This is a genomic window from Streptomyces sp. NPDC001093 (assembly GCF_040298985.1).
In the GTDB taxonomy this organism is placed as follows: domain Bacteria; phylum Actinomycetota; class Actinomycetes; order Streptomycetales; family Streptomycetaceae; genus Streptomyces.
In genome coordinates this window covers 1-23,391 of sequence record NZ_JBEPBF010000042.1, presented here as the reverse complement: position 1 = coordinate 23,391, position 23,391 = coordinate 1, and the positions used below count along the sequence as shown (strand labels likewise).

Here is a 23,391-nt window from a genome sequence, read left to right as displayed (position 1 = left end):
TGGGGCGCGGGCGCCCAGTGGGCTGTGACCGGTGCCGGTGTCCGGGTGCGGGCGATGACCGGTGCCCGTGCCGTTGCGCGGTCCCGAGCAGGGGTGGAAGTCTGGAGAACGGCACCGGTGCGGGGAACGCCCCGGAACCATCCGGTTCGCGGAGTGTGACCCTCGTGCCACACGTGCCGGCGGCTCGCCGTCCGTTGTGGTGGCACACGGCCGTCCTCACCACCTGGAGGTACTCGTGGACAGCGCCGACGGCTGGGGGGACGACGTCTACCAGCCCGATCCCTCGGAGATCCGGGAGGATTCGGGGGTGCTCGACGTCGAGGACACACTGGACTTCGACGGCGTCGCGGACCCGCTCGACCGTGGCTGGTCCCCTCCCGAGCGTCCCTGGGCGGTGGAGCACATCGGGGTGACGGCGGCCGAACGCCAGGCGGGCGAGACCCTGGACCAGCGGCTCGCCGAGGAGCAGCCCGACCTCGTCGCCCGCGACGGCGACGACATCGGTGACCACGACACCGACGGGGAACCCCTCGACAACGAGGTCGGCAACCTCCGCTCCGGCCGGCTGGTGGCCCCGGACGAGGGGGCGCACGAGGACGAGGAGGCGGCCCTCGTCGCCACCGACGTCGGTATCGACGGCGCCGCCGCGTCCGCCGAGGAGGCCGCGATGCACATCGTCGACGAGGACTCCCTGTCCGGCTGATCCGCGGGCCCCGGCAGGCCCGCCCACGCCCTGCCCGACCGCACCGCCCGAGGAGCCGCCATGCAGCAGGACAAGCACCCCGACTACCACCCTGTGGTGTTCCGCGACCGTGCCGCCGGCTACGCGTTTCTGACCCGCTCGACCGCTCGGAGCGAGCAGACCATCGAGTGGGACGACGGCCAGACCTACCCGGTGATCGACGTGGAGATCTCCTCCGAGAGCCACCCCTTCTACACGGGCAAGGCCCGCACGGTCGACACCGAGGGCCGTATCGCCCGCTTCGAGCGCCGGTACGGCGAGGCGGAGGCCGGCGGGACGACCTGATCCCGAGGGGTGCCTCGGGCCAGGTGCCGGGGCGTTGGAGAGAGGCGCCTCGGATGCGAGGAGTGGCTCAGATCCGAGGGACAGCTCAGATGCGAGGAGTGCCTCAGATGACGTTGAGGGCCGCCGCGCAACCCACGCCGCCGAGCAGCATGAACACGGGCATCAGCACCTTCAGCTCCACCCAGCTCCCGGCCCGGAACCGTATCGCCTTCGGCGGCCCCACGGGGTACCAGCGCCTGCGGCCCAGGGGGATCGGCCACAGGATCGGGCAGCCGGACACCGTCAGGGCATCCCCGATGTCGTGCACCAGCGCACCGAGCACGATCGGCAGGCCCAGCCACAGGTACTGCTGCCCCGGCGCCGAGAACAGCCAGTCGGAGCCGTTGCCCGGCTTGTCCAGGACGCCCGCGAGAATCCACGCGGTGGTCGCCGCCAGCAGCCAGACCAGGACATCGCTGCTGGAGCCCCGTGCCGCCCGCCACAGCAGCCCCTCGATCGCCAGCACCATGTGCACGAACAGGATCGCCAGCACGGCCCAGCGGCCGCCCGCGATCGCCGCGGCGGAGCAGCCGGCACCGAGCAGGACCGCCCACAGCCAGGTGTGCGTCAGCGTGCGGTGACCGCCGTTGCGGCGCGGGTCGCCCTTCATCCGGGTCGCCTTGTAGACGGCGTACGACAGCTTGTCCACGATCTCGCAGATCCAGTGGGAGATCGGACCGAAGGAGCGCGAGATGGTCGCGGCCTTGTGGTCGAGGTCCGGGGCGAGCGCGGCACCGGCACAGATCAGAGCCCCCACGAGGAGAACCGGCCAGGGCATCGGATGCCCCGCCGCCGCAGCAGCGGCTCCGACCCCGAGCCAGGCCGCGGCCCCCGACAGTGAGTGTGCTGGTCCCATCATGGCCGCTTCCCGCCCCATTCCTCGTGTGCCGCTGTCCAGTTGACCTGGTGCGCTGACGCTGCGTCGGCGACACAGCGTAGCGGCCATGATCTTCCTGCCCACAGCCGATTCCCCTCTGGGGGGCAAGGCCAGGCAAGATGGGTGCGTGACCCTCATCGATCAGCTGCCGCCGACCGCCGACCCCGACGCCCTGTACGAAGCCTTCGAGTCGTGGGCGCAGGAACGCGGCCTCACCCTCTACCCCCATCAGGAGGAGGCGCTGATCGAGGTGGTCTCCGGGGCGAACGTTATCGTCTCGACGCCCACCGGCTCGGGCAAGAGCATGATCGCCGCGGGGGCGCACTTCGCCGCGCTGGCCCGGGACGAGGTCACCTTCTACACGGCCCCGATCAAGGCGCTGGTGTCCGAGAAGTTCTTCGAGCTGTGCAAGCTGTTCGGCACCGAGAACGTGGGCATGCTCACCGGCGACGCCTCCGTGAACGCCGACGCACCCGTGATCTGCTGCACCGCCGAGGTGCTGGCGTCGATCGCGCTGCGCGACGGCAAGGACGCGGATGTCGGCCAGGTCGTCATGGACGAGTTCCACTTCTACGCCGAGGGCGACCGTGGCTGGGCCTGGCAGATCCCGTTGCTCGAGCTCCCCCAGGCGCAGTTCATCCTGATGTCGGCCACTTTGGGCGATGTGTCCTTCTTTGAGAAGGACCTCACCCGCCGCACCGGTCGCCCCACGTCGGTGGTCCGCTCGGCGACCCGCCCGGTGCCGCTCTCCTACGAGTACCAGCTCACGCCGCTCACCGAGACGCTCACCGACCTGCTGGAGTCCAAGCAGGCCCCCGTGTACATCGTGCACTTCACGCAGGCGCAGGCCGTGGAGCGGGCACAGGCGCTGATGAGCATCAACATGTGCTCACGCGAGGAGAAGGACCAGATCGCCGAGCTGATCGGCAACTTCCGCTTCACCACCAAGTTCGGCCGCAACCTCTCCCGTTACGTCCGGCACGGCATCGGCGTGCACCACGCCGGCATGCTGCCCAAGTACCGGCGCCTGGTGGAGAAGCTCGCCCAGGCCGGTCTGCTGAAGGTCATCTGCGGCACGGACACGCTGGGCGTGGGCGTCAACGTGCCCATCCGCACCGTGCTGTTCACCGCCCTCACGAAGTACGACGGCAGCCGCGTGCGCACGCTGCGGGCCCGGGAGTTCCACCAGATCGCGGGCCGGGCCGGCCGGGCCGGTTTCGACACGGCCGGCCTCGTCGTGGCGCAGGCGCCGGAGCACGTCATCGAGAACGAGAAGGCGCTGGCGAAGGCGGGCGACGACCCGAAGAAGCGGCGCAAGGTGGTGCGCAAGAAGGCGCCGGAGGGTTTTGTCGGCTGGACGGAGAACACCTTCCAGAAGCTGATCGAGTCGGAACCGGAGCCGCTGACCTCGCGTTTCCGGGTGACGCACACGATGCTGCTGTCGGTGATCGCCCGCCCGGGCAATGCGTTCGAGGCGATGCGCCACCTTCTGGAGGACAATCACGAGCCGCGCAGGCAGCAGCTGAGGCACGTCCGCCGGGCGATCGCGATCTACCGGTCGCTGCTCGACGGCGGGATCGTGGAGAAGCTCGACAAGCCCGACGCCGAGGGCCGTATCGTCCGGCTCACCGTCGACCTGCAGCAGGACTTCGCGCTCAACCAGCCGCTGTCCACGTTCGCCCTCGCCGCGTTCGAACTCCTCGACCCCGAGTCGCCGTCCTACGCCCTCGACATGGTTTCCGTCGTCGAGTCCACCCTGGACGACCCGCGGCAGATCCTCGTCGCCCAGCAGAACAAGGCGCGGGGCGAGGCCGTGGCCGCGATGAAGGCGGACGGCGTCGAGTACGAGGAGCGCATGGAGCGCCTCCAGGACATCACCTATCCGAAGCCGCTGGAGGAGCTCCTCTTCCACGCGTACAACACCTACCGCAAGAGCCACCCCTGGGTCGGCGACCACCCGCTGTCGCCGAAGTCGGTCATCCGGGACATGTACGAACGGGCGCTGTCTTTCACCGAGTTGGTGTCCTTCTACGAGCTGGCCCGCACGGAGGGCATCGTGCTGCGCTACCTGGCCAGCGCCTACAAGACCCTCGACCACACCATCCCGGACGACCTGAAGTCCGAGGATCTGCAGGATCTGATCGAGTGGCTCGGCGAGATGGTCCGGCAGGTGGACTCCAGCCTGCTGGACGAGTGGGAGCAGCTCGCGAATCCGGAGGAGATGACGGCCGAGGAGGCCCAGGAGAAGGCCGACGAGGTGAAGCCGATCACCACCAACGCGCGCGCCTTCCGGGTCCTGGTCCGCAACGCCATGTTCCGTCGCGTGGAGCTGGCCGCCCTCGATCAGGTCGAGGAGCTCGGCGAGATGGACGCCGAGTCCGGCTGGGACGCCGACGCCTGGGGCGAGGCGATGGACAAGTACTGGGACGAGTACGACGACCTCGGTACCGGTCCCGACGCCCGCGGTCCCAAGCTGCTGGTCATCAGCGAGGAGCCGGCGAACGGCCTCTGGCGCGTCCGCCAGATCTTCGACGACCCGAACGGCGATCACGACTGGGGCATCAGCGCCGAGATCGACCTCGCTGCCTCGGACGCCGAGGGCCGTGCGGTCGTGCGCGTCACCGATGTCGGTCAGCTGTGAGCCCTTGTCGACCAGTAGTGAGCCCAGGAGAATCCCATCGATGACGACGAACCCGGCCGAGCGACTGGTCGACCTGCTCGACCTGGAGCAGATCGAGGTCAACATCTTCCGTGGTCGCAGCCCGCAGGAGTCGCTGCAGCGTGTCTTCGGCGGCCAGGTGGCGGGCCAGGCGCTGGTCGCCGCCGGCCGCACCACGGACGGCGATCGCCCGGTGCACTCGCTGCACGCGTACTTCCTGCGCCCGGGCCGCCCCGGCGTGCCCATCGTGTACCAGGTGGAGCGGGTCCGCGACGGCCGGTCGTTCACCACGCGCCGGGTCACGGCCGTGCAGCAGGGCCGCACGATCTTCAATCTGACCGCCTCCTTTCACAAGCCCGAGGAAGGACCGTTCGAGCACCAGCTGCCGCCGGCCCGTGAGGTGCCCGACCCGGAATCGCTGCCGACGGTCTCCGAGGAGATCCGCAAGCACCTGGGCGCACTCCCGGAGCAGTTGGAGCGGATGGCGCGCCGCCAGCCCTTCGACATCCGCTATGTCGACCGCCTGCGCTGGAACGCCGAGGACATCAAGGGCGCCGAGCCGCGCAGTGCGGTGTGGATGCGCGCGGTCGGACCGCTCGGCGACGACCCGCTGGTGCACACGTGCGCGCTGACCTACGCCAGTGACATGACCCTCCTGGACGCTGTCCGCATCCCGGTCGAGCCGCTGTGGGGGCCGCGGAACTTCGACATGGCCTCGCTGGATCACGCCATGTGGTTCCACCGGCCGTTCCGCGCGGACGAGTGGTTCCTGTACGACCAGGAGTCGCCGATCGCGGTGGGCAGCCGCGGTCTGGCCCGGGGCCGCATCTACAACCTCTCAGGGCAGCTGATCGTGTCCGTGGTGCAGGAGGGACTCTTCCGCAAGCTGGGCTGACCTGCGGTTTCACCGATCGTCGGCCGACCCGCGTGGCGTCGTGCGGTTGTGCACACCCCCGAGCCGGTCGCGGACCAGGTTGCGGAAGGCATCCTTGTGGGAGTCGTTCAGGCTTCCTCGTCAGGGAACCTGGTCGCTCTTCGGCCCTATGCCTTTGATCCTGGTCGGAGTTCCGTCCGGGGCGAACGAGTGGTGGAAGGTGAAGGCGTGCGGCGCGGAGCCGTGGTCGTGGAGGTGCTCCAGCCTGGAAACCCCGTCCCGCCAGGTGGGTATCACGCCGTCGGAGACCCACCAGCACACGTAATTCGGGTGCCCTGTCCTCTCGAACCAGTCGTAACGCCTGTTCAGCGCCTCACGGTGCAGACCGGTGTAGACGGCGTCGAAGGCGGGGCGCAGGTCGGTCCAGAGCGAGAGGGTCGCGGCCAGCGCGGTGGTTTCCACCGTACGGCCCTTGCCGTACCAGGTCGGTACGGCGAACTCTCCCCATGCACCCCAGTCCGCCTCGAAGAGCATGCCCCGGTCACCGCCTGCCGCTTCGGCACGCGCGAGGTATCCGGGGTGCTGACTGATCTTCCGGTAGACGGCCTCACCCATGTCGTAGAACTCGCGCGTGAGAGGTGCGGGATCGGCGAGAGGTGACTTCAGGACGCCGAATGTGTACAGAGCAAGATGGGGCATGCGTCTCTCCCTGGTTGGGCTGCCTGGCGTGGACCCGGTTCGGTGGCTTACGCATGGGGGCGAGGGTTCGTGGGGCGTGACCGACTCATCCCGTCGCGGCCGGCCCAGCCTGAAGGAATCCCTGTGCGACCGTGGCGACCACCGAGGACCAGACGAAGGTAGCTGCCTCCGCGAGCCATGTCGAAGTTGCAATTTCCCTGTCCAAGTGGCCTCTTGTACAGGTCCTCGCGGGAACTGGGGCGGTGGTGCTGCCTGCCGCGGGAGGGATCAGGACGTCGGTGCCGGTTCGGCGATGCGGGCTTCGAGGTCGGCGACGCGCCGGTCCTGGAAGCGCAGGTTCGAGCGGGCGGCCTTGAGTCGCTCGTCGAGGGTGCGGTTGTCGGTGGTGAGCCGGCTTTGAGGGCGTCCTCGGCGTTCAGGGCGCGTTCGCGCCAGGTCGCTTCGCGTTCGTCGTCCTGTTCGGCGAGCGTGCGGGATTGGTGTTCGCCGGCCTGAGCCATCGCCGCGGCGACCGCGGCTCTGGCCTCGACGTTGTCGTAGAGGAAGGTGCGTGAGACGTCCGCTCGACGGGCGAGGTCGGCGGCGCTGACCTGGGCTTTCTCGCGTCGGAGCCGGGCGATGGCCTGGTGGACGCGGTCAAGGGCGGCTTCGGTCTTGCGGCGGCGTGCGGCCAGGGCCACCGCGGTGCGAGGTTCGTCGGTGGCACATCTGGTCGGACCTTGCCGAGGCCGTCGAGAAGACCGTCGTCCAGCGTCGCGCTCTGCTTCGCGAACCGCACGACTCCGCCACGGTCCAGGTCACTGGGGTGATGGTGACGCTGGATCTCGAACCGGTCTCCCCCTCGGGACCGCGGACAGCCCAGCATGCCGCCGTCCACGCCCTCCTCGACAAGGGAGTTGGGCCGCGAGCGATCGGCCGTGAGCTCGGACTGGCTCGCCACACCGTCCGCCGCCTCGCCCACGCGGCGAGCGCGGACGAACTCTGGTCGGACGGTGGGCCGGCCGCACCAGCATCCTCGACCCACACAAGCCCTACCTCCACCAGCGATGGGCCGAGGGCTGCGTCATCGCCCGCCGCCTGTTCGAGGACGTACGCGAGCGCGGCTGCACCGGCGGCGAGAGCGTCGTTAAGAACCGTCTCACCGACGACCAGGCACAGCGCCTCAAGGAGATCCTGGCCCGCTGCCTCGCACTCGACCGCACCCCCGGCCACGTCCGCGTGTTCGCCGAGCTCATGAACAACCGCAAGGGCCGGGACCTGGACCAGTGGATCACCAGCGTCCAGGCAGACGACCTGCCTGCCCTGCGCACCTTCGTGACCGGCCTCGGCCAGGACCTCGACGGCGTCGTCGCCGGTCTCAGCCTGCGCTACAGCTCCGGCGCCGTCGAAGGCCACAACAACAAGAGCTCCTCGCCGCGCAAGGCCGTTCATGATCGCGGTTTCGGTGATCCGCCGTGGCTCTGGCACTGAAAGTGATCCAGAACCACAATTCAGCCGTCGCCGACAATCGATGGCAGGAACCTCGTCGATGACGTGACCGCACACGCTGTGAGAGGTATGCAGGCGTGACTTTTGATCCGCGAGGCGGGCCGTGGCCCGGTCGGAGAGGTTCATGCCGGTGGTGAGGGAGAAGCGGGTGCCAGGGCGGTGGCCGGTGCCGCGCTGACGAAATCCGGGGCGCCGCGGGAGTTGGTTGCCTTGCCGCGGCGCATCCGCACGGTGGCGATCACCCGCCGGGAGGTCAGTTGGCAGTCTTCGTGCCCCGCCCGGGCCGACGATCCGGTAGGGCGTCAGCCCAGCGGGTTGGTCGTGTCGCGGAGCTTGGTGAGGGCAGGGGCGTACATGCGCGTCTTGATGGTTCCGAGGCTGTCGCCGGCCTTGCTCGCGTGAGCCTGGGCAAGTTCGAGGGCGGCAGTGCGCAGGGCGCCCTCGTCCACGGCCTGATCGACGATTCCGGCGGCTGCGGCTTCCTGGCCGCCGAAACGACGGGCGGAGACCATGGCCTGGTGGGCCGTTTGCGGGGTCAGCCGGGACTGGATGAGGGCGGACATGCCCGGGGTGAAGGGGATGTTGATCTCTGCCTCGGGCAGGCACCAGAAGCCGCGGTCGGCGCGCATGAGACGGAAGTCGTGGGCCAGGGAGAACATCGCTCCGGCGGCGAACGTGTGTCCTTGCAGCGCGGCTACGGTGATCAGTGGGAGGGACAGGAACCTTGCGAACAGAGCGTGGACGGAGCTGACGTAGTCCAGGTGCTCGTCGCTGTGCGCGGCGAGCCATTCGAGATCGAGACCGTTGGAGTAGAACTTCCCGGTCGCAGCGGTCACCAGGGCGCGGGGCCCTTCCGACTTCTCCACCTCGTCCAGGGCTGCGTTGACCGAGGCGATCCAGTCGGGGTGGAAGCGGTTCTCCCCGTCACCGAGGTCGAGAACGAAGACGGCGTCGTGGCGGTCGAGCTTGGGCATGATGGCTCCTCGAGATATCTCGGCGGGTCAGGGCACATTGCCGGGGGGAATCGGGGTCGGCCCGCGAACGGGGCTGCGGGCTCTCACCCTCCGGTGAACCGGGGCTGGTCAGCACACGAGGACGAGGTGATGCCTCCGGCGGGCATCTCTCCGCGGCCGGAGCGGAAGTCAGCTGGGAAGCGCTCGCCGGGCGCGGTGGAGCAGGGTCGCCGCGGCCAGCAGGCCCAGCGCCGAGGTCGCACCGGCAAGGAGGATGCCGGTGAGGGCCGGCCCACCGGGAAGTTCGGACGCGTGGATCCAGCGGATGGCGAAATTGGTGCTTGCCGCTATGGGGAAGCTGAAGATCCACAGGCCCGGATGGAACGAGGGCTGGCGCAGCTCGGGGAGGAGGAAGACGACGAGGAGGACGGTGAAGAGCAGGGTCCCGGCGAAGCCGTATCCGACGGCATCGAAGACGCCCTTGTGAGCGGCGGTCCAGGCGATTCCGCCGGTCGCCGGCGGGATGGTCAGGACGGTGAGGGCCGGGCGGGCGGGCCCGGGCAGGGGGCCACCGGTGACGAGGCCGCCGAGGATGACGGTGCCGAAGGCGAGCCAGTACAACAGCCCCACCGCGAAGGCGGCGTCAGCGACATCGGGCAGTCTGAGCGTGGAGGCGACAGCACTCGCCACGAACGGTGCGGAGGAGACGGGCAGCAGGTAGCCCGGGTGCAGGACTGTTGCGCTCAGAGCACCCGTGAGCCAGTGGGCGAGCAGGCGTGCGGCGATGAGGGCGGCCAGGGTGACGAACACGGCGTAGGCCCATCGTGGGCCTGTGATCCCGTACCGCGAGAAGTGGCCTGTGATCAGCATGCCGATGATGGGGACGTACCCGAGGGTGAAGCCATCGCCGGGATGACGCAGGTCGTGGCGCAGGTTGCGCCACCTGGTCCCGCCATGGCGCAGGTACTGGGCCAGCAACACCAACCAGATGAGACCGCTGACGGTGAACAGCGCGTCGCTGACCTGCAGAGCGGGCGGAAAGGTGGTTACCGCCGCCTGCCAGGCTCCGCCGAGGCCGGCGGTGCCGAGGGAGATGGACAGCAGCCTGATCCGTGCAGCGCGGGTTGCATCGGCACCGTTGACTTGGGGGACGATGCCGGCGGCTGAACGCGCAGGCCCGCTGCCGCGCGGGGCCGTGCTGGTGTGCTCTGTCGTGTCGACCATGTCGGTCATGTGGGGAAACCTCAAGGGGATTGCCAGGGGCGCGGGCCGGGACTCGCCTGCCCGGCGGCGCGGGTCGTGGCGTGGTCAGGCGTCCATGTCCAGGACGACGCGGAAGCGGGCCTTGCCCGAGAGCATCCGCTCGTAGGCGTCCATGGCGCGGGTGAAGGGCATGGTCTCGGTGGCGGGGCGGATGCCGTGGGCGAGGCTGAAGGCGAGGTTGTCCTCGTTCTGGATCGACGATCCGGTCAGGCTGCCGACGATGCGGCGGGTGCCGAAGATCAGGTCGGCCGTGGCGACCGTCAGCGGGTCGGGGGCGGCACCGACCACGACCAGGCTGCCGCCCGGGGCCAGGCCGCGGACCAGCGGGTTCATGGACGTACCGCTGGATGCCGTGGCGACGATGACCGAGGCGCCACCCAGGTCGGCCAGCGCCGCGCCGGGGTCGGTGCCGGTGCTGTCGATGTACTCGTGGGCGCCCAGCTCCCTGGCGAGTTTCTCCTTCTCCTGGCCGCGGGCGATGGCGGCCACACGGTGTCCGAGGCTGCGTGCGTACTGCAGGGCCAGGTGCCCCAGCCCGCCGATCCCCTGCACGGCGACCAGGGCGCCCGCGCGGGTGGAGGCCTGCTGGAGCGCGGTGAAGGTGGTCAGTCCGGCGCACAGCAGCGGGGCCGCCTCGATGGCGGGCATGCCGTCGGGGATGCGCACCAGTCCGCTCGCGCGGGCGTAGGTCACCTCCGCGTATCCGCCGTCGATGGTGGTGCCGGTCTGTGCCTGGTCGAGGCAGTTGACGAAGTCGCCGCGGCGGCACGGTTCGCACTGCCAGCAGTGCCCGTTCAGGAAGCCGACGCCGACGCGGTCGCCGGGCCGCCAGGCGGTGACACCCGCGCCCACGGCATCGATCACACCGACGATCTCGTGGCCGGGGACGACGGGGCGTGACGGGTCGGGGCGCAGTCCCTCCACCGCCAGCACGTCGGAGTGGCAGACACCGCACGCCTCCACCCTGAGCCGGACATGTCCGGGCTCCGGGTCGACCAGCTCGCGCTCGACGAGCCGGAGCTGGTGCACGCCGGTGGCCTCGAATGCTCGGTACGCGGACATGACGCTTCTCCTCGGTGCTGCCTCTGACCGACACGCGGAGGGCCGAGGCTGGGGCGGGACCGGCATCCAATATGACCGGTCACTTCAATATGACCGGTCGCTTTAAACTTAGTCAAGCAGGTCCGAGGGCCGAGACGTGGGCCACGTGTCGATGTGGGCGGGGGCCGCTTCCCCGGTGGCCTGGGTTTGACCTGCGGTAAGGCGACCGGACATATTGACCGGGAGGTGGTGGTGAGGATGGCACGCGCGTCCAAGCGCGAGGAGATCGCGCAGGCAGCCCTGGAGCAGTTCCGCACGCGGGGCTTCCATGCCACGGGCATCAGCGACATCACCTCGGCGGCCGGGGCTCCCAAGGGCTCGTTCTACAACCACTTCGCCAGCAAGGAGGAGAGCGCCCTCGAGGCACTGAGCCGCTACGCCGCCGGGTTGCGGTTCGACCTGCTCGACACGCCCGGGCGCCCTGCTCTGGAGCGGCTTCGGGCGCACTTCGAGTTCCTGGGCGCGGACACGGTCGACAGCGGCTTCGCCCGCGGATGCCTGGTGGGCAATCTCGGCGCCGAGGTGGCGGACCACTCCGAGGAGATCCGCTCCGCCGTCCAGGGCGGATTCCAACGGTGGGCCGCGCATATCCGGCGGGTGCTCACCGAAGCCCGGGAAGCAGGTGAGCTGGACGCCGCTCTCGACGTCGAGGAGGCCGCGCTGTTCATCCTCAGCGCCTGGGAGGGCACGCTGATCGCGGCCCGGGCCGACAAGACCTCCGCTCCCTTCGACGCCTTCTTCCACATGGTCTTCGGCGTCCTGCTGCGCTGATCGCGGCCGGCCGCTGACGACTCGCAGCCACCGCCACCACGCCATGGTTCCTCCGGCCGGCACGGCAGGCGCGGGTGAGCCTGAGCGCCTCGGTACACGACGCGTCGCCGCAGGGGTCCTCCGCGGGACGGGAGAGGGCTTGCTCGGCCCAGACCGCCGTCGCGTCGTTGGTGTAGCGGATACTCCGGTCGTGTGTGAGCTGAGTGCAGATGAACAGGCCGCGGCCGCCTTCGTCGACCGACCGTCGAGGACATGAACCGACCCGGGCGGCGGACCCCGGCCGCTTGAACACCGGCTGCATCGGGCCCAATGACCGGGCCGAGCCGCCTCGTCGCCGACGCAGTGAACGATGCAGTACGGCGTACGGCGTGACGTCACAGACATCAGCCACATACGCATCAGCCAAATACGATGGACATGTCCGCCTTTGCGGCAAATGAGAGGCCATGGCATGGACGGTATTGCCGACATGGGAGGCACCCAGGGCTGGGGACGCGTTCATCCACCGGATCGCGAGGAGCGCGTCTTCGCGGAGGACTGGGAGCGCAAGGCATTCGCGCTGGCGATTCTCTCCAGCCGCGTTGCCTTCGGCGGCGTCAACACGGATGCCTTCCGGCATGCGTTGGAGCGCCTGGACCGCGCCGCCTACCTGGACGACGGCTACTTCGGGCGATGGCTCAACGCCGGAGAGCTGATGCTCACCGAACACTCCGTGCTGGCGCCCGGTGCGGTCGAGGCCCGCGCCCGTAACCTGCACGGCGAACACGTGGAGGAGCCACCGCTCCCGGAACCGGCCCCGCCCCGGTACGCCCCCACCGCCGAGGGCTCACTGCGGTCCGTGGAGACCTCACCGGCCTTCGGCGTAGGCGATCGCGTACGCGCCAGGAACATGTCCGTGCCCGGGCACACTCGACTGCCGCGCTACGTCCGGGGACACAGCGGAGTCGTCGAGATCATCCAGCCCGCCCATGTGCTGCCGGACACCAATGCGCACTTCATGGGCGAGAACCCCGAACACGTCTACTCGGTGCGGTTCGACTCACGGGAACTGTGGGGCGCCGATGCCGAACTCTTCACCGTCACCGTGGACATGTACGAGAGCTATCTGGAGACCACCGCATGACCACCACCGGCGGCTCCGACGAGAGCCCTTCCGTGGCGCTGCGCACCGAGGCACTCGAGCAACTGCTCACCGAGCGCGGCCTGATCGACCCGAAGGCCATGGACGCGATCATCACCCGCTATGAGACGAGCGTGGGTCCACTCAACGGTGCCAAGGTCGTCGCCAGGGCGTGGACGGACCCCGACTACCGGCGGCGTCTGCTCGAGGACGGCACCGCCGCCATCAAGGAACTCGGCTTCTCGGGACAGCAGGGCGAGCACATCGTCGTGGTCGAGAACACCCCGACCACCCACAACGTCGTGGTGTGCACGCTGTGCTCGTGCTACCCGTGGCCGGTCCTCGGCCTGCCGCCGAGCTGGTACAAGGACCCCGCCTACCGCGCGCGCATGGTCAGGGAGCCGCGCACGGTGCTGGCCGAGATGGGACTCACGCTCGACGACGATGTGCGGATCATCGTCCGGGACTCCACCAGCGAGGTGCGCTGGCTCGTACTGCCCGAGCGTCCACCCGGCACCGAGCGCCTCACGGAAGAAGAACTCGTGCCGCTGATCACCAGGGATGCGATGGTCGGCGTAGCCAGGGTGGGGACACCGTGAGCACGCCGCTGGACGCCGAGGGCCCGGCAGCACCTCCCCGCTCCAACGGCGAGCTGGTGTTCGCCGAGCCGTGGGAAAGCCGTGCCTTCGGCATGGCCGTCACCCTGTACGAGGCGGGCGTCTTCAGCTGGCCGGAATTCCAGACCGCGCTGATCGCCCGGATCACCGCCTGGACAGCCTCACGGGAGCAGGACGAGCCATACCACTACTACCGGCTATGGCTGGGCGCCCTGGAAGACGTACTCGCCGGCCTCGGCGCCGTGTCCACGGACGAGGTCATCACACGCTCCCAAGCCCTGGCACAACGCTCCCCAGGGCACGACCACCGTGACCACGCGCGTTGACTCCGGCGCCTTCAGGGCAGACTTCCCTGCCGGCGAGCTGATCCTCCGGGAGTTTTCAGGACGAGTGAACGCAAGGGCTCCGCTCGGGCCACCGAAGTAGCCACCCGCACGCGAGTGGCCGGCAGCCCGGCACGAGGACATGCGGCGACCGTCCACCCCGACATCATCTCCTGGAGCAAGGAGGGCACCCCGCCTTCCCTCCTCGCCTTCACCATCACGTCACCGACGGCCACATCACCGAGATCACCGCCGTGGTCGACCCGGCCGGACCGGCCGGTCATGGGGCTCCGTGCAGCGCCGCATCAAGCGCGGTCGCTCAGCGTGTCCTGGCCGGCGATGATTCCGTTTGTCACCGCTGTCCGAGACCTCGGCTTCGTGCCGAATCATGATCATTAATCCGTTGACCTGCGTGATCACCATGTGTCGCAGAGCCGAGTGGCATGGGAGGCAGCGGCGGGCCAGGATGGGCGGCAACGGGAGGTCGCCGTCGGCGTCACCAGGGGGCCACGCTCAGAGCGAGACGGGGTTACCGGCACAGTGATCGACACGGACGAGCTAGCCAAGCGGAACGCCGGGTTCGCCGACGGCGGATCATTCGCCAGTCTCAAGATCATGCCCAGCGGCAGTCTGACGGTCATCGGCTGCGTCGACCCACGTGTCGACCCGTCCACCGTGCTCGGGCTCGAGCTCGGCGAGGCGGCGGTGATCCGCAACGTCGGAGGGCGGGTCACGCCCGCGACACTCCGAACGCTGGAGATGCTCTCCAAGGTCGTGCAGGCCCGCACGGGCGGCCCTCGCCCGGGTGACAACCACTATGCGGTCCTGCACCACACCGACTGCGGCATCACGGACCTGGCCGCGTTCCCCGAACTGCTGGCCGATTACTTCGAAGTTCCGGCCGGAGACCTGGACGCCAAGGCGGTCACCGACCCGGTCACCGCCGTCCGCGTCGACGTCGAAACCCTCAAGCAGAAGCTTCGGGCCGGAGTCTTCGTCTCAGGGCTCGTGTACGACGTGGCCACCGGGCTCATCGACGTCGTCGTCCCGCCCGCGCGGGTGGAAGCATGACCCCGCCGCACGGCGCCTGCGGCCGGTCCGGCCGGCGCGACCGCCGTGGGCCTGCGGCTTGTACCTGGTCCTGCTTCGCCGGCCGGTCGTATGGGCGGGGAGGCGCTTTCTAGCATGTGCGACGATCATGGGCACTCGGCGACCGAGGCGGCGTGGACGGCGCCTCGCATCGCGGAGGGGCCGGCCGTCGAGCCGGTGACGCTGCCCGAGGCCGACGAGGTCAGGGTCACGACGATGGTCGACAACACCTTCGACGCCCTGCTGGCCTCTGCCGAGGGAGTCACCCGGGCGTCGGTGGGCGCCGGGCGCACCGCCGCGCGGCAGTTCGCCGGCGGAGAGGCCCTCGCGGGGCTGCGTGCCGAGCACGGCTTCTCCGCCCTGGTCACCGTCCAGAGCGGGAACGCAAGCAGCACGCTGCTGTTCGACACCGGAGCGTCGCCTGACGCGCTGGCGGTGAACGCCGAGCGTCTTGGCATCGATGTCGGCGGCCTGCAGGGCGTCGTGCTCAGCCACGGGCACTTCGACCACGCGGGCGGCTTCGACGGCCTGGCCCGGCTGCGCGGGCGCTCCGGCCTGCCGCTGACCGTCCACCCCGCGGTCTGGACCCGCCGCCGCCTGGCACTGCCCGCCGGCCAGGGTCTGGAGATGCCGACCCTGTCACGGGGTGCCCTGGAACGCGAAGGGTTCGAGGTGATCGAGCGGCGGCAGCCGTCGCTGCTGGCCGGCGCCATCCTGATCACCGGCGAGGTGGACCGCGTCACCGAGTTCGAGCACGGCATGTCGCAGGCACACCAAGCCTGGGACGGGAACAGCTGGCGACACGACCCGGCCGTCATCGACGACCAGGCACTCGTCATCAACGTGCGCGGCCGGGGACTTGTCGTCATCACCGGGTGCGGCCACGCCGGAGTGGTCAACATCATCCGGCACGCCATGAGGCTGACCGGCGTCAGCCAACTGCTGGCCCTCATCGGCGGCTTCCACCTGAGCGGTCCCGCCTTCGAGCCGGTCATCGGCCCGACGGTGGCCGCGCTCACCGAACTCGCACCCGAGCTGATCGTCCCCGGTCACTGCACCGGCTGGCGCGCCCAGCACACCCTCGCCGCAGCCCTCCCGGACGCATGGGTGCAGACCAGCGTCGGAACCACCTACACACTCAGCGCCCCCCAGGCGAGTGATGCCTGATCCCGAATCGGCAGTGCGACTCGACCGGTGCAACGGAGAATCGGGATCACGGGCGAGGCCGGCAGGCTCTCGTGAGCGGACCGTCCAGCGGGCCGCCTATGAGAGTGGCGTAGGTCTGCTGGTCCTGGCCGTACACGCGGCGGCGCAGCAACTGCTCATCGCCGTTCATGACACCGGCCGCTGCCCCCACGGGCCGTTCGGGGCCCGCTGCTCCTTCAGTCGCGCACCCGTCGTTCCCTGTCCGGTCGCCGCGGTCCGCCCGGCGTGCTGGCGTGGGGCTCTGCGAGTAGCGTGGCTGATACGACGCGCTCATGGGCCGCTTCCGCTGTCGGCCTCTCCGTCGCCTTTTGCGTCCGCTGCCGGTCGTTGCGTGACATTCCCCTTGCGGCCCGTGCGCTGAATTCTTATGAAGCGGAACTTCCGGACAAGTGTTGGAGGAGCGATCATGGCCTTCGCCACTGCCGAGGACGGCACGCAGATCTATTTCAAGGACTGGGGATCGGGTCAGCCGGTGGTCTTCTCCCACGGCTGGCCGCTGATCGCGGACGCGTGGGATCCGCAGCTGATGCTGATGGCGGACAACGGCTTCCGGGTCGTGGCCCACGACCGGCGCGGGGGCGGACGCTCGGGCCAGCCCTGGAAGGGGAACGACCTCGACACGTACGCCGACGATCTCGCCTCCGTCACCGAAGCCCTCGACCTCCGCGACATGATCCTGGTCGGTCACTCGACCGGTGGCGGAGAGGTCACGCGCTACATCGGCCGGCACGGCACGGGCCGTGTCGCCAAGGCGGTCCTGCTGGGTGCGATCCCCCCGTTGATGCTCAGGACGGATGCGAATCCGGAGGGGCTGCCGATCGAGGTCTTCGACGACATCAGGAAAGGCGTGCTGACGGACCGTTCCCAGTACTACAAAGACCTCAGTGCCCCCTTCTACGGCGCCAACCGCGAAGGAACGACCGTCTCCCAGGGAACCCGCGACGAGTTCTGGCTCTGGAGCATGACGGTCGGCATCAAGGCCGCCTACGACTGCGTCAAGGCGTTCTCGGAGACCGACCTCACCGAGGACCTGAAGACGTTCGACATTCCCACGCTGATCATTCACGGCGACGACGACCAGATCGTCCCCATCGTGGCCTCCGCGCAGAAATCGTCACAGCTCGTCAAGGACGTGACCTTCAAGGTCTACTCGGGTGCTCCGCACGGCCTGTCGATGGTGCCCGAGTTCGCGGAACGGTTCAATGCCGACCTCCTCGAATTCGCCCGCGGCTGACCGGCGTGGTTCAGGCGCTCCGATGACAGCCGGGGTGCCGGTGAGGACGCCGGTATCAGCATCGCTGTTGTCCGCAGCGGCCACCGAGTTCCTCGGGCCCTGAGAGACGGAAGATCACTCATGCCTCGCTCCACGCGCGCGATTCGTGGTCTACGGCACGCTCTCGACCCGTCGGCAGACCGACCCTGCGGCACTGACGATCCCGTTGCAGGCAGGCTCGGTCATCTACGAGACGAAAGCGGTCCGTGACTTCTGACTGAGCCTCTGGTTCGGCGCCGCCTCACCCGGGATTGCGCTGCGCAATCAACCATTCGGGCATTCACCGAACCCCTGCTGGCGGGCCGGGCCGCCCGATCGACGCCGCTTCGGCCACCGCCGCCCGGCACGACCGAGCAGGAGACCGACATGAACTCGTTGCTCGCAGAGGCCCTCGACGCCCATGGTGGCCTCGACCGCTGGAACGCACTCACCGCGGTTCGCGCCACCATCGTCAGCGGTGGCGACATGTTCGTCATCAAGGGGATGCCGCAGGACCCCACCCCCCCGGGAGATGACCGTCTGGCTGCACGAGCAGCACGCCTCCGTGATGCCGTTCGGCGCTCCCGACCAGAAGACCGACTTCACCGCCGACCGAATCAGCATCGAAAAACTCGACGGCCGCGTCGTGGCCGAACGCGACGAACCGCGCAAGTCGTTCACAGGGCACGACCTCAACACCCCGTGGGACCCACTGGACCGCGCCTACTTCAACGGATATGCGCTGTGGACGTATCTCACCACGCCCTTCCTGCTGGCGATGCCCGGCTTCGCCGTCACCGAGATCGAACCATGGCGGGAAGGAGACGAACTCTGGCGGGGGGTGCGGGCCACCTTCCCGTCCCACATCGCCGGCCACAGCACCCAACAGGACTTCTACTTCGGCCCCGACCATCTCCTGCGCCGGCACGACTATCACGTCGACATCGCGGGCGGGTTCGCCGCGGCACAGTACGTCTACGACACCGTGGAGGCGGACGGGATCCTCCTGCCCACCAAACGCCGGGCTTATCGAAGCGATGCGGAGAACCGCCCGATCCTGGAACAGACAATGGTCTCCATCGACGTCAGCAACCCTCGGTTCACCTGACGGCGGGCTCAGACACCAAGGTTGGCCAGCCAGCGCAACGCGCTCAGACTCGGCAGGAACAGGTACTCGCCGCCACGAGTGATGACGAAGCGCTCGACGCCGTGCAGGCGACGCCGGACAGGGCGTTGCGGGATCGTGAAAACGCCCGAGCCGTCGTTGTCGCCCGTGAGCAGGTCCTTCTCCACGTCCAGGCCGGTGAAGTTGCCGTCGTTGAACCATTGCGACTTCACGAACTCGAACTGACGGTCGAGATGCGCGTTGACCGCGATGAACACGATGCCGCGGTCGGCGCCGTCGTCGTCGAGAGCGCCGGCCGGCAGCGGTGGCCCGTAGCTGGTGCTCCGCCGGATCAGGCGGTGGAGGTGCACGTCACCGATGATCTCCGAGTCACGCGGATTGGCACGCCTGGCGTGGGCGCCACGGGGGCAGACCGCGCCGTGCGGATCGGACGCGTAGAGGAAGTCGTTGTTGCGCTGCTCGTCCGCCCCCAGGTCCGGGTCGTCGTGCTCGGGCGCCAGGATCAACGGGGCACCGCTCGGCCAGCGGCCCACGATCTTCGCGGCGAGCAGCGACTCTTCTTCAGGGCCGGCGGCGTTCGCCTTGAGATACTGCCGGAAGGCGGCGACGCGCGTGTGCAGCTTCCGCCAGACCACGAACGTGCCGTTACGGCCCAGCACGTCCGGCTCCGGCATCGGGGGCAGGTTTCCGGTCTGGTCGGGATAGCCCAGCACGAACTCGCCCGCCTTGAGGACGGGACCGCCACCCGGTGGGCTGTCCGCGCCGCTGCCTTCCACCGCGGGGTTGCTGATGCCGTCCTTGTAGCCGAAGCTGGTGTGCCCCGAAGCCAGTTGGTAGAGGTCCTGCCGGTACACCACTTGAAGGCCGGGAAGCTGCGCGCGCGCCTGACGGGCCCGCTCGAGGACGACGGCCAGTGACTCCTGGTCGGCGGCGACGAGGGACAGTACGACGTGTACCTGGCCGGTGCCGAAGGGCGGCTCCCAGTGTGCGGGTGCGCTCTCGCCGGTGTCGCCCAGGAACTCGGCCCGTGCCGCCATGCCCTGCCGGAACTCCTCGGGGAAGCTGTTCAGGGAGCTCTGCGGCACCTGGAGCGCTTCGAGCCCCCGGTACGTCACGGCGACGTTGAGGAGCGCCGGCAGGGGCGGCTGCCACCAGTTGGCAGCTGAGTCGACCAGTCCGGCCAGGCGCCCCATCAGCTCACGGCCGGCGCCGGGGTCGTCCACACGCAGCAGGATGTAGGTGCCGACGTAGGGTGACGGCCGGGTGCGCAGCACAATGCCCTGAATCTCGTCCAGCTGCAGGGCTGCGCCTTCGACCGTCGCCATGTCGTCCCCTCGATCAGACGTCGGCCGATTTGTATCAATTTTCGGATCTATTGGTGCTGTCCGACACGGCAGGTCGCGCGATCCACGAGCGCCCGGGCGCGTGGCGTCGGCCGGAGGGCGAGGTTCTGCCGCGCCAGGGCAAGGGCCCGCTGAGGGTCGGCGCCGGCCGTCAGCCAGAACTCCGCCGCGTGATCGGCGTACGCCTCAGGATGGCGCGCCATCAAGCTCTCGTAGCGAGCAGCGGCGTGCGCGCGCCAGAACTCTGCCTCGACCCGTGCCTCCCGCGCGGCCAGGATGCGGGCGAGCTGGGCCGCGTACTGCGGATCGTCACTCTCCAGCGCCAGCCGGCGCAGGTGGCCGATCGCCACGGTGGCCCTGCCTTCGGCCGCATCGATCTCGGCGATCCGGCCCTGCGCCGGCACGTAGGCCGGCAGTCGGCGAACCGCCGACTCCAGCCATATGCGCGCGCGTGCGAGGTCGCCCGTGCACAGCCACGTCTGCCCGCACTGGAATGCGAGCACCGCGAGCGGGAACGGACTCACCCCGCGGTAGCCGCGTCTCGCCGCCAGAAACCACCTCTCGGCCTCGGCCACCTGCCCGCGCTCGGCGTGACAGCGGGCCAGGGCGGCCAGGGCGCTGAAGCCGTGCCGTCGCAGCAGCGCCTTCTGATACTGGGCGAGGGCCTCGTCGTACCGCCCGACCCCCTGATGGATGGCAGCCCGCTCCTCGTCCAGGCTCCGCCGATCGAGTCCCAGCGCGGCTGCCGCGTCGAGATCGGCCAGCGCTGCCGGGAACCGATGAAAGAGGGCGGCCAGCCTGGCGCGGGCCACACGGGACCGCGGATCGTTCGGTGCCCGGTCGACGAACGCCTCGGCCAGCGACGCGGCGCGCTCGGCCTCGTCGATACGGCCCAGCACGTGCCCGCGCAGGGCGGTCAGCTCCACCAACTCGCCCCACCCGTCACCGCTCAGGCTTTCCCGTGTCGCCTGGCCGGTAAGGCCCTCGATGCGAGCATTCAGGTTGCCCATGGCGATCACCCCGGCCGTCGTCGCCGGACCGTCGGCAGGATCGAGTCGCATCCCGTTGCTCACGCAGCCGGCCGTTGCGGAACCGCTCTCATTGGCTCGCGGTGGGCGTAGGAACGGACACGGGCACAGGTGGGTCGGGGTTGGGCGGTGCCAGATACGGGAATTCGCGGGAGGCCGGCGTGGTCGCCCGGTCGACGCCGTCGCTGATCCGTGGGCCGTGGAAGGCGTTGACGATCAGCGTGTACAGCGTGTCGATGACGTCGTCGTTGAGCGTGCGGCCGCCACAGGTCGTGTGCGCCCGTCCCTCCAGCAGGGCGCGCTCGATCTCGAAGTAGCCGTCCTCGGCGTACGGCTTGGCCACGTCCACGACCAGGAAGTCGGCGAGCAGCAGGTTGGTCAGCGGATGGGCCCCGTCCTGGTCTGTCTGCCAGTCCAGCTTGCCGTCCAGACCGTCGAAGAAGGCCAGGTTGGCGTTCAGCCGCGACCGGTAGGCGCCCATGTAGTGCGGCCCGGGCCGGAATGGATCTTCTTCGTTGTAGAGATCGCGCAGATCCACGATCCTGTTCGCGGTGTCGACCCCGTTCTCCGACATCAGGACGTTCTTCACCTCCGGGCGGCCGAGCCGCTCCAGGCGCACGGGATAGGGGCCGGCCGTGACGGTTTCCGCGGCAACGGCGAACACGGTGCCCGCGGCCGGTCCGAGCAGCCTTGCCACATCGAACTCGACGACGACGGTCAGGACATCGACGCCTTCCAGGGAGTTGGTGCCCCTCGGGAGGAAGGCGAGCCGTCGCTCCGCCCGCGTCTCCACCTCCTTGCCGACATCCATGAAGAAGGGATCCAGCCGCAACCCGGCGTAGACGCGAACGCCGTGGCCGTCGCCGCCCCGGTCGTCGTTCACCTGGAACGCGACCGCCTCCCCGTCCGGGAGCACGCACGTTCCCCACTGCGTCACCTCCCCGTCGGCGTCGGACTCGACCGGGCCGGAAAACGTGCAGGTGAACGCATACTCATGGGCGCCCACCTCGAAGAGCGCACCGGGATGATCCGCCGCAATGGCTGCGGGACGGACTCGGAACCGGTAGCTGGCGGCGTCGGAGAACAGAGCCCCTGGGCGGGCATTGGGAAAGACGTCCATGACGAGGACGAGCCGACCCGTTTGGGAGGGGCTGGGAAAGGCGTAGAGGTCGGCCAGGTCAATGGCTGGGTCGACCTCGGCGCGGGTACCGGAGAGGTGGTCGGACATGGCGGTGCGACCTTCACTGAAGGGCCGGGTCCGGCGATCGCGCGCCGTTGCCGGGCCGCCTGGATGATGTGCCAGGTGCCACGGCCACGGCACCTGGGACGGAAAACAACTCCTGGAGGGAGGGTTTCCGACGGCTGGCCCGCCCAGGGGGCTTCGACCGACGGGAGCCATGCCGTTAGTCGGCCGCCGCGTCCAGCAGCGTGTTGAACGCCTGCGTGACCTTCTGTGCCTTGGCGGTGTCCTCGACTGTCATGGTCGGATTGGAGGCGTACCACATGTCGGCCTCCACGATCTTCGTCGCCAGCCAGTCGACGATGTGCGGATCGGTCGCCCCGGGATAGCCCTCCGCGACACCTTCGAACATCTCGTCGAACCACGGTCCGGCGTTGGCGAAGATGTCCGCCATGTACGGCTTGAAGTCACCGTCATAGGTGACCGCGCCGATGATCTGCGTGTCATTGTTGATGAAGGTGACGCGGAAGTCGTGGACAGTGCCGACGAGCTTCTCGTAGTGAAAGGCCTCGTCCTGGATCTTGGCGGCGTTCTGGCGGAATCTCTCCGCCCCGCCCGGCTTGGCATCGAAGAGAACGGTTATTTCCGCTACCTCCCCGATCCGCTTACCGTAACCGTCGGGCTGCCTGGCCACGGTCGGAGTCGCGTCCTCCGGAGTCGCCGACGTCTCGGACCTTTGCGTCGTCATGACTCCCTCTTCCTTTGGTCTTCTCTTCTCCGGTCTGCGGGCTCCTTCTCCGCTCTGAGGTTGTTCGAATTCTTCACACTGCCAGCTTTGTCGCCCTGCAGGGCGTCGGCAAGACGATCAGGACAGCATGGGGCGAGGGCTCAGGAAGGGCCCTCCGGAACCGGCTTTGAGCCGGAGTCGAGCCGACGGTGGCCGTCGAGGGGGCGGGCCGTGGTGTGCGGTCGGTGGAGGTGGTGGGCGCCGTAGCGTTCGATGGCCAGGAGAGCGGCGTCGTCGCCCGGTTCGTGGCCGACGTGCTCCAGCAGGTCGCGGTGGATGTGGCGGAGCAGGGCCTCGGGCCCGGACGTGGGGGCGGAGGCGGCGCGCTCGGTGAGGGGGTAGAAGGCTCCTTTGGGCGAGCGGGCTTCGGTGACGCCGTCGGTGTAGAGCAGCAGCATGTCGCCGTCCTCGAAGGTGAAGGGATCGGCGCGGTGGCTGGGGGCAGGCAGTTCACACATGCCCAAGGGGGGTACGGGGCGTCGTGCGTGCAGGACGGTGACCTGGCCGTCGTGCAGCAGCAGGGGCGGCGGGTGGCCCATATTGATCATCTCGACCTGCGTGTCGTGGTC

The 23,391-nt window shown here is 69.1% G+C and carries 25 protein-coding genes; 13 read left to right on the top strand and 12 right to left on the bottom strand.

The window, feature by feature from the left end:
* Positions 1-235: 235 nt before the first annotated feature.
* Positions 236-703 carry a DUF5709 domain-containing protein gene (locus tag ABT288_RS21905; protein WP_351610262.1) on the top strand — a complete coding sequence of 156 codons (468 nt, stop codon included), beginning with the start codon at positions 236-238 and terminating at the stop codon, positions 701-703.
* A 60-nt stretch (positions 704-763) separates the two neighbouring features.
* Positions 764-1,027, top strand: a complete 264-nt coding sequence (locus tag ABT288_RS21900; protein ID WP_351610260.1) for a type B 50S ribosomal protein L31 — start codon at positions 764-766, stop codon at positions 1,025-1,027.
* 103 nt (positions 1,028-1,130) lie between these two features.
* On the opposite strand, the gene ABT288_RS21895 is transcribed toward ABT288_RS21900, so the two are convergent.
* Positions 1,131-1,925, bottom strand: a complete 795-nt coding sequence (locus tag ABT288_RS21895; RefSeq protein WP_351610257.1) for a metal-dependent hydrolase — start codon at positions 1,923-1,925, stop codon at positions 1,131-1,133.
* A 145-nt stretch (positions 1,926-2,070) separates the two neighbouring features.
* Here ABT288_RS21895 and ABT288_RS21890 point away from each other — a divergent pair, with 145 nt between their 5' ends.
* Together ABT288_RS21890 and ABT288_RS21885 are read left to right on the top strand one after the other, a co-directional pair.
* Complete coding sequence (locus ABT288_RS21890) at positions 2,071-4,584, top strand: DEAD/DEAH box helicase (protein WP_351610254.1); 2,514 nt, start codon at positions 2,071-2,073, stop codon at positions 4,582-4,584.
* 40 nt (positions 4,585-4,624) lie between these two features.
* Positions 4,625-5,497: an acyl-CoA thioesterase gene (locus ABT288_RS21885; RefSeq protein WP_351610251.1), complete on the top strand. Its 873-nt coding sequence runs from the start codon at positions 4,625-4,627 to the stop codon at positions 5,495-5,497.
* A gap of 120 nt (positions 5,498-5,617) precedes the next feature.
* On the opposite strand, the gene ABT288_RS21880 is transcribed toward ABT288_RS21885, so the two are convergent.
* Positions 5,618-6,175, bottom strand: coding sequence for a DUF3291 domain-containing protein (locus tag ABT288_RS21880; protein ID WP_351610248.1), 558 nt, complete (start codon positions 6,173-6,175; stop codon positions 5,618-5,620).
* Between the two features lie 47 nt (positions 6,176-6,222).
* Positions 6,223-6,855: a DUF6262 family protein gene (locus tag ABT288_RS21875; protein WP_351610246.1), complete on the bottom strand. Its 633-nt coding sequence runs from the start codon at positions 6,853-6,855 to the stop codon at positions 6,223-6,225.
* Between the two features lie 301 nt (positions 6,856-7,156).
* Here ABT288_RS21875 and ABT288_RS21870 point away from each other — a divergent pair, with 301 nt between their 5' ends.
* Positions 7,157-7,645 carry a transposase gene (locus ABT288_RS21870; RefSeq protein WP_351610318.1) on the top strand — a complete coding sequence of 163 codons (489 nt, stop codon included), beginning with the start codon at positions 7,157-7,159 and terminating at the stop codon, positions 7,643-7,645.
* A gap of 320 nt (positions 7,646-7,965) precedes the next feature.
* On the opposite strand, the gene ABT288_RS21865 is transcribed toward ABT288_RS21870, so the two are convergent.
* From ABT288_RS21865 to ABT288_RS21855, 3 genes are all read right to left on the bottom strand, one after another.
* Positions 7,966-8,637 carry an enoyl-CoA hydratase-related protein gene (locus ABT288_RS21865; RefSeq protein ID WP_351610243.1) on the bottom strand — a complete coding sequence of 224 codons (672 nt, stop codon included), beginning with the start codon at positions 8,635-8,637 and terminating at the stop codon, positions 7,966-7,968.
* 168 nt (positions 8,638-8,805) lie between these two features.
* Positions 8,806-9,849, bottom strand: a complete 1,044-nt coding sequence (locus ABT288_RS21860) for an SLAC1 family transporter (RefSeq protein ID WP_351610240.1) — start codon at positions 9,847-9,849, stop codon at positions 8,806-8,808.
* Positions 9,850-9,924: 75 nt separating this feature from the next.
* Complete coding sequence (locus ABT288_RS21855) at positions 9,925-10,941, bottom strand: alcohol dehydrogenase catalytic domain-containing protein (protein ID WP_351610238.1); 1,017 nt, start codon at positions 10,939-10,941, stop codon at positions 9,925-9,927.
* A 237-nt stretch (positions 10,942-11,178) separates the two neighbouring features.
* Here ABT288_RS21855 and ABT288_RS21850 point away from each other — a divergent pair, with 237 nt between their 5' ends.
* The 6 genes from ABT288_RS21850 (at position 11,179) to ABT288_RS21825 (ending at position 16,067) form a co-directional block, all read left to right on the top strand.
* Positions 11,179-11,751, top strand: a complete 573-nt coding sequence (locus tag ABT288_RS21850) for a TetR/AcrR family transcriptional regulator (protein WP_351610236.1) — start codon at positions 11,179-11,181, stop codon at positions 11,749-11,751.
* A 451-nt stretch (positions 11,752-12,202) separates the two neighbouring features.
* Positions 12,203-12,874, top strand: a complete 672-nt coding sequence (gene nthB, locus ABT288_RS21845) for a nitrile hydratase subunit beta (protein WP_351610233.1) — start codon at positions 12,203-12,205, stop codon at positions 12,872-12,874.
* Positions 12,871-13,470, top strand: coding sequence for a nitrile hydratase subunit alpha (gene nthA, locus ABT288_RS21840; RefSeq protein ID WP_351610231.1), 600 nt, complete (start codon positions 12,871-12,873; stop codon positions 13,468-13,470). Before nthB ends, nthA begins: the two co-directional genes overlap by 4 nt.
* Positions 13,467-13,814 (top strand): nitrile hydratase accessory protein, encoded by a 348-nt coding sequence (locus ABT288_RS21835; RefSeq protein WP_351610228.1) that lies wholly within the window; start codon positions 13,467-13,469, stop codon positions 13,812-13,814. Before nthA ends, ABT288_RS21835 begins: the two co-directional genes overlap by 4 nt.
* A gap of 612 nt (positions 13,815-14,426) precedes the next feature.
* Positions 14,427-14,882, top strand: a complete 456-nt coding sequence (locus ABT288_RS21830) for a carbonic anhydrase (RefSeq protein ID WP_351610226.1) — start codon at positions 14,427-14,429, stop codon at positions 14,880-14,882.
* Between the two features lie 114 nt (positions 14,883-14,996).
* Positions 14,997-16,067 carry an MBL fold metallo-hydrolase gene (locus ABT288_RS21825; protein WP_351610223.1) on the top strand — a complete coding sequence of 357 codons (1,071 nt, stop codon included), beginning with the start codon at positions 14,997-14,999 and terminating at the stop codon, positions 16,065-16,067.
* Between the two features lie 46 nt (positions 16,068-16,113).
* Here ABT288_RS21825 and ABT288_RS21820 read toward each other — a convergent pair whose 3' ends face one another.
* Positions 16,114-16,236 carry a hypothetical protein gene (locus tag ABT288_RS21820; protein ID WP_351610221.1) on the bottom strand — a complete coding sequence of 41 codons (123 nt, stop codon included), beginning with the start codon at positions 16,234-16,236 and terminating at the stop codon, positions 16,114-16,116.
* Positions 16,237-16,512: 276 nt separating this feature from the next.
* Here ABT288_RS21820 and ABT288_RS21815 point away from each other — a divergent pair, with 276 nt between their 5' ends.
* Both ABT288_RS21815 and ABT288_RS21810 read left to right on the top strand, forming a co-directional pair.
* Positions 16,513-17,340, top strand: coding sequence for an alpha/beta fold hydrolase (locus ABT288_RS21815; protein ID WP_351610219.1), 828 nt, complete (start codon positions 16,513-16,515; stop codon positions 17,338-17,340).
* A 550-nt stretch (positions 17,341-17,890) separates the two neighbouring features.
* Positions 17,891-18,466, top strand: a complete 576-nt coding sequence (locus ABT288_RS21810) for a hypothetical protein (protein WP_351610216.1) — start codon at positions 17,891-17,893, stop codon at positions 18,464-18,466.
* An 8-nt stretch (positions 18,467-18,474) separates the two neighbouring features.
* Here the strand turns inward: ABT288_RS21810 and ABT288_RS21805 are convergent, their stop codons facing one another.
* From ABT288_RS21805 to ABT288_RS21785, 5 genes are all read right to left on the bottom strand, one after another.
* Positions 18,475-19,809: a Dyp-type peroxidase gene (locus ABT288_RS21805; RefSeq protein ID WP_351610214.1), complete on the bottom strand. Its 1,335-nt coding sequence runs from the start codon at positions 19,807-19,809 to the stop codon at positions 18,475-18,477.
* 47 nt (positions 19,810-19,856) lie between these two features.
* On the bottom strand, positions 19,857-20,900 hold the full coding sequence (locus ABT288_RS21800) for a tetratricopeptide repeat protein (RefSeq protein WP_351610211.1): 1,044 nt from the start codon (positions 20,898-20,900) through the stop codon (positions 19,857-19,859).
* Positions 20,901-20,925: 25 nt separating this feature from the next.
* A complete protein-coding gene (locus ABT288_RS21795; protein ID WP_351610209.1) occupies positions 20,926-22,083 on the bottom strand; it encodes a DUF4331 family protein in 1,158 nt (385 codons plus the stop codon).
* Positions 22,084-22,258: 175 nt separating this feature from the next.
* Positions 22,259-22,783 (bottom strand): hypothetical protein, encoded by a 525-nt coding sequence (locus ABT288_RS21790; RefSeq protein WP_351610206.1) that lies wholly within the window; start codon positions 22,781-22,783, stop codon positions 22,259-22,261.
* Positions 22,784-22,923: 140 nt separating this feature from the next.
* On the bottom strand, positions 22,924-23,391 hold a 468-nt coding region (locus ABT288_RS21785; protein ID WP_351610204.1), incomplete at its 5' end, for a PP2C family protein-serine/threonine phosphatase.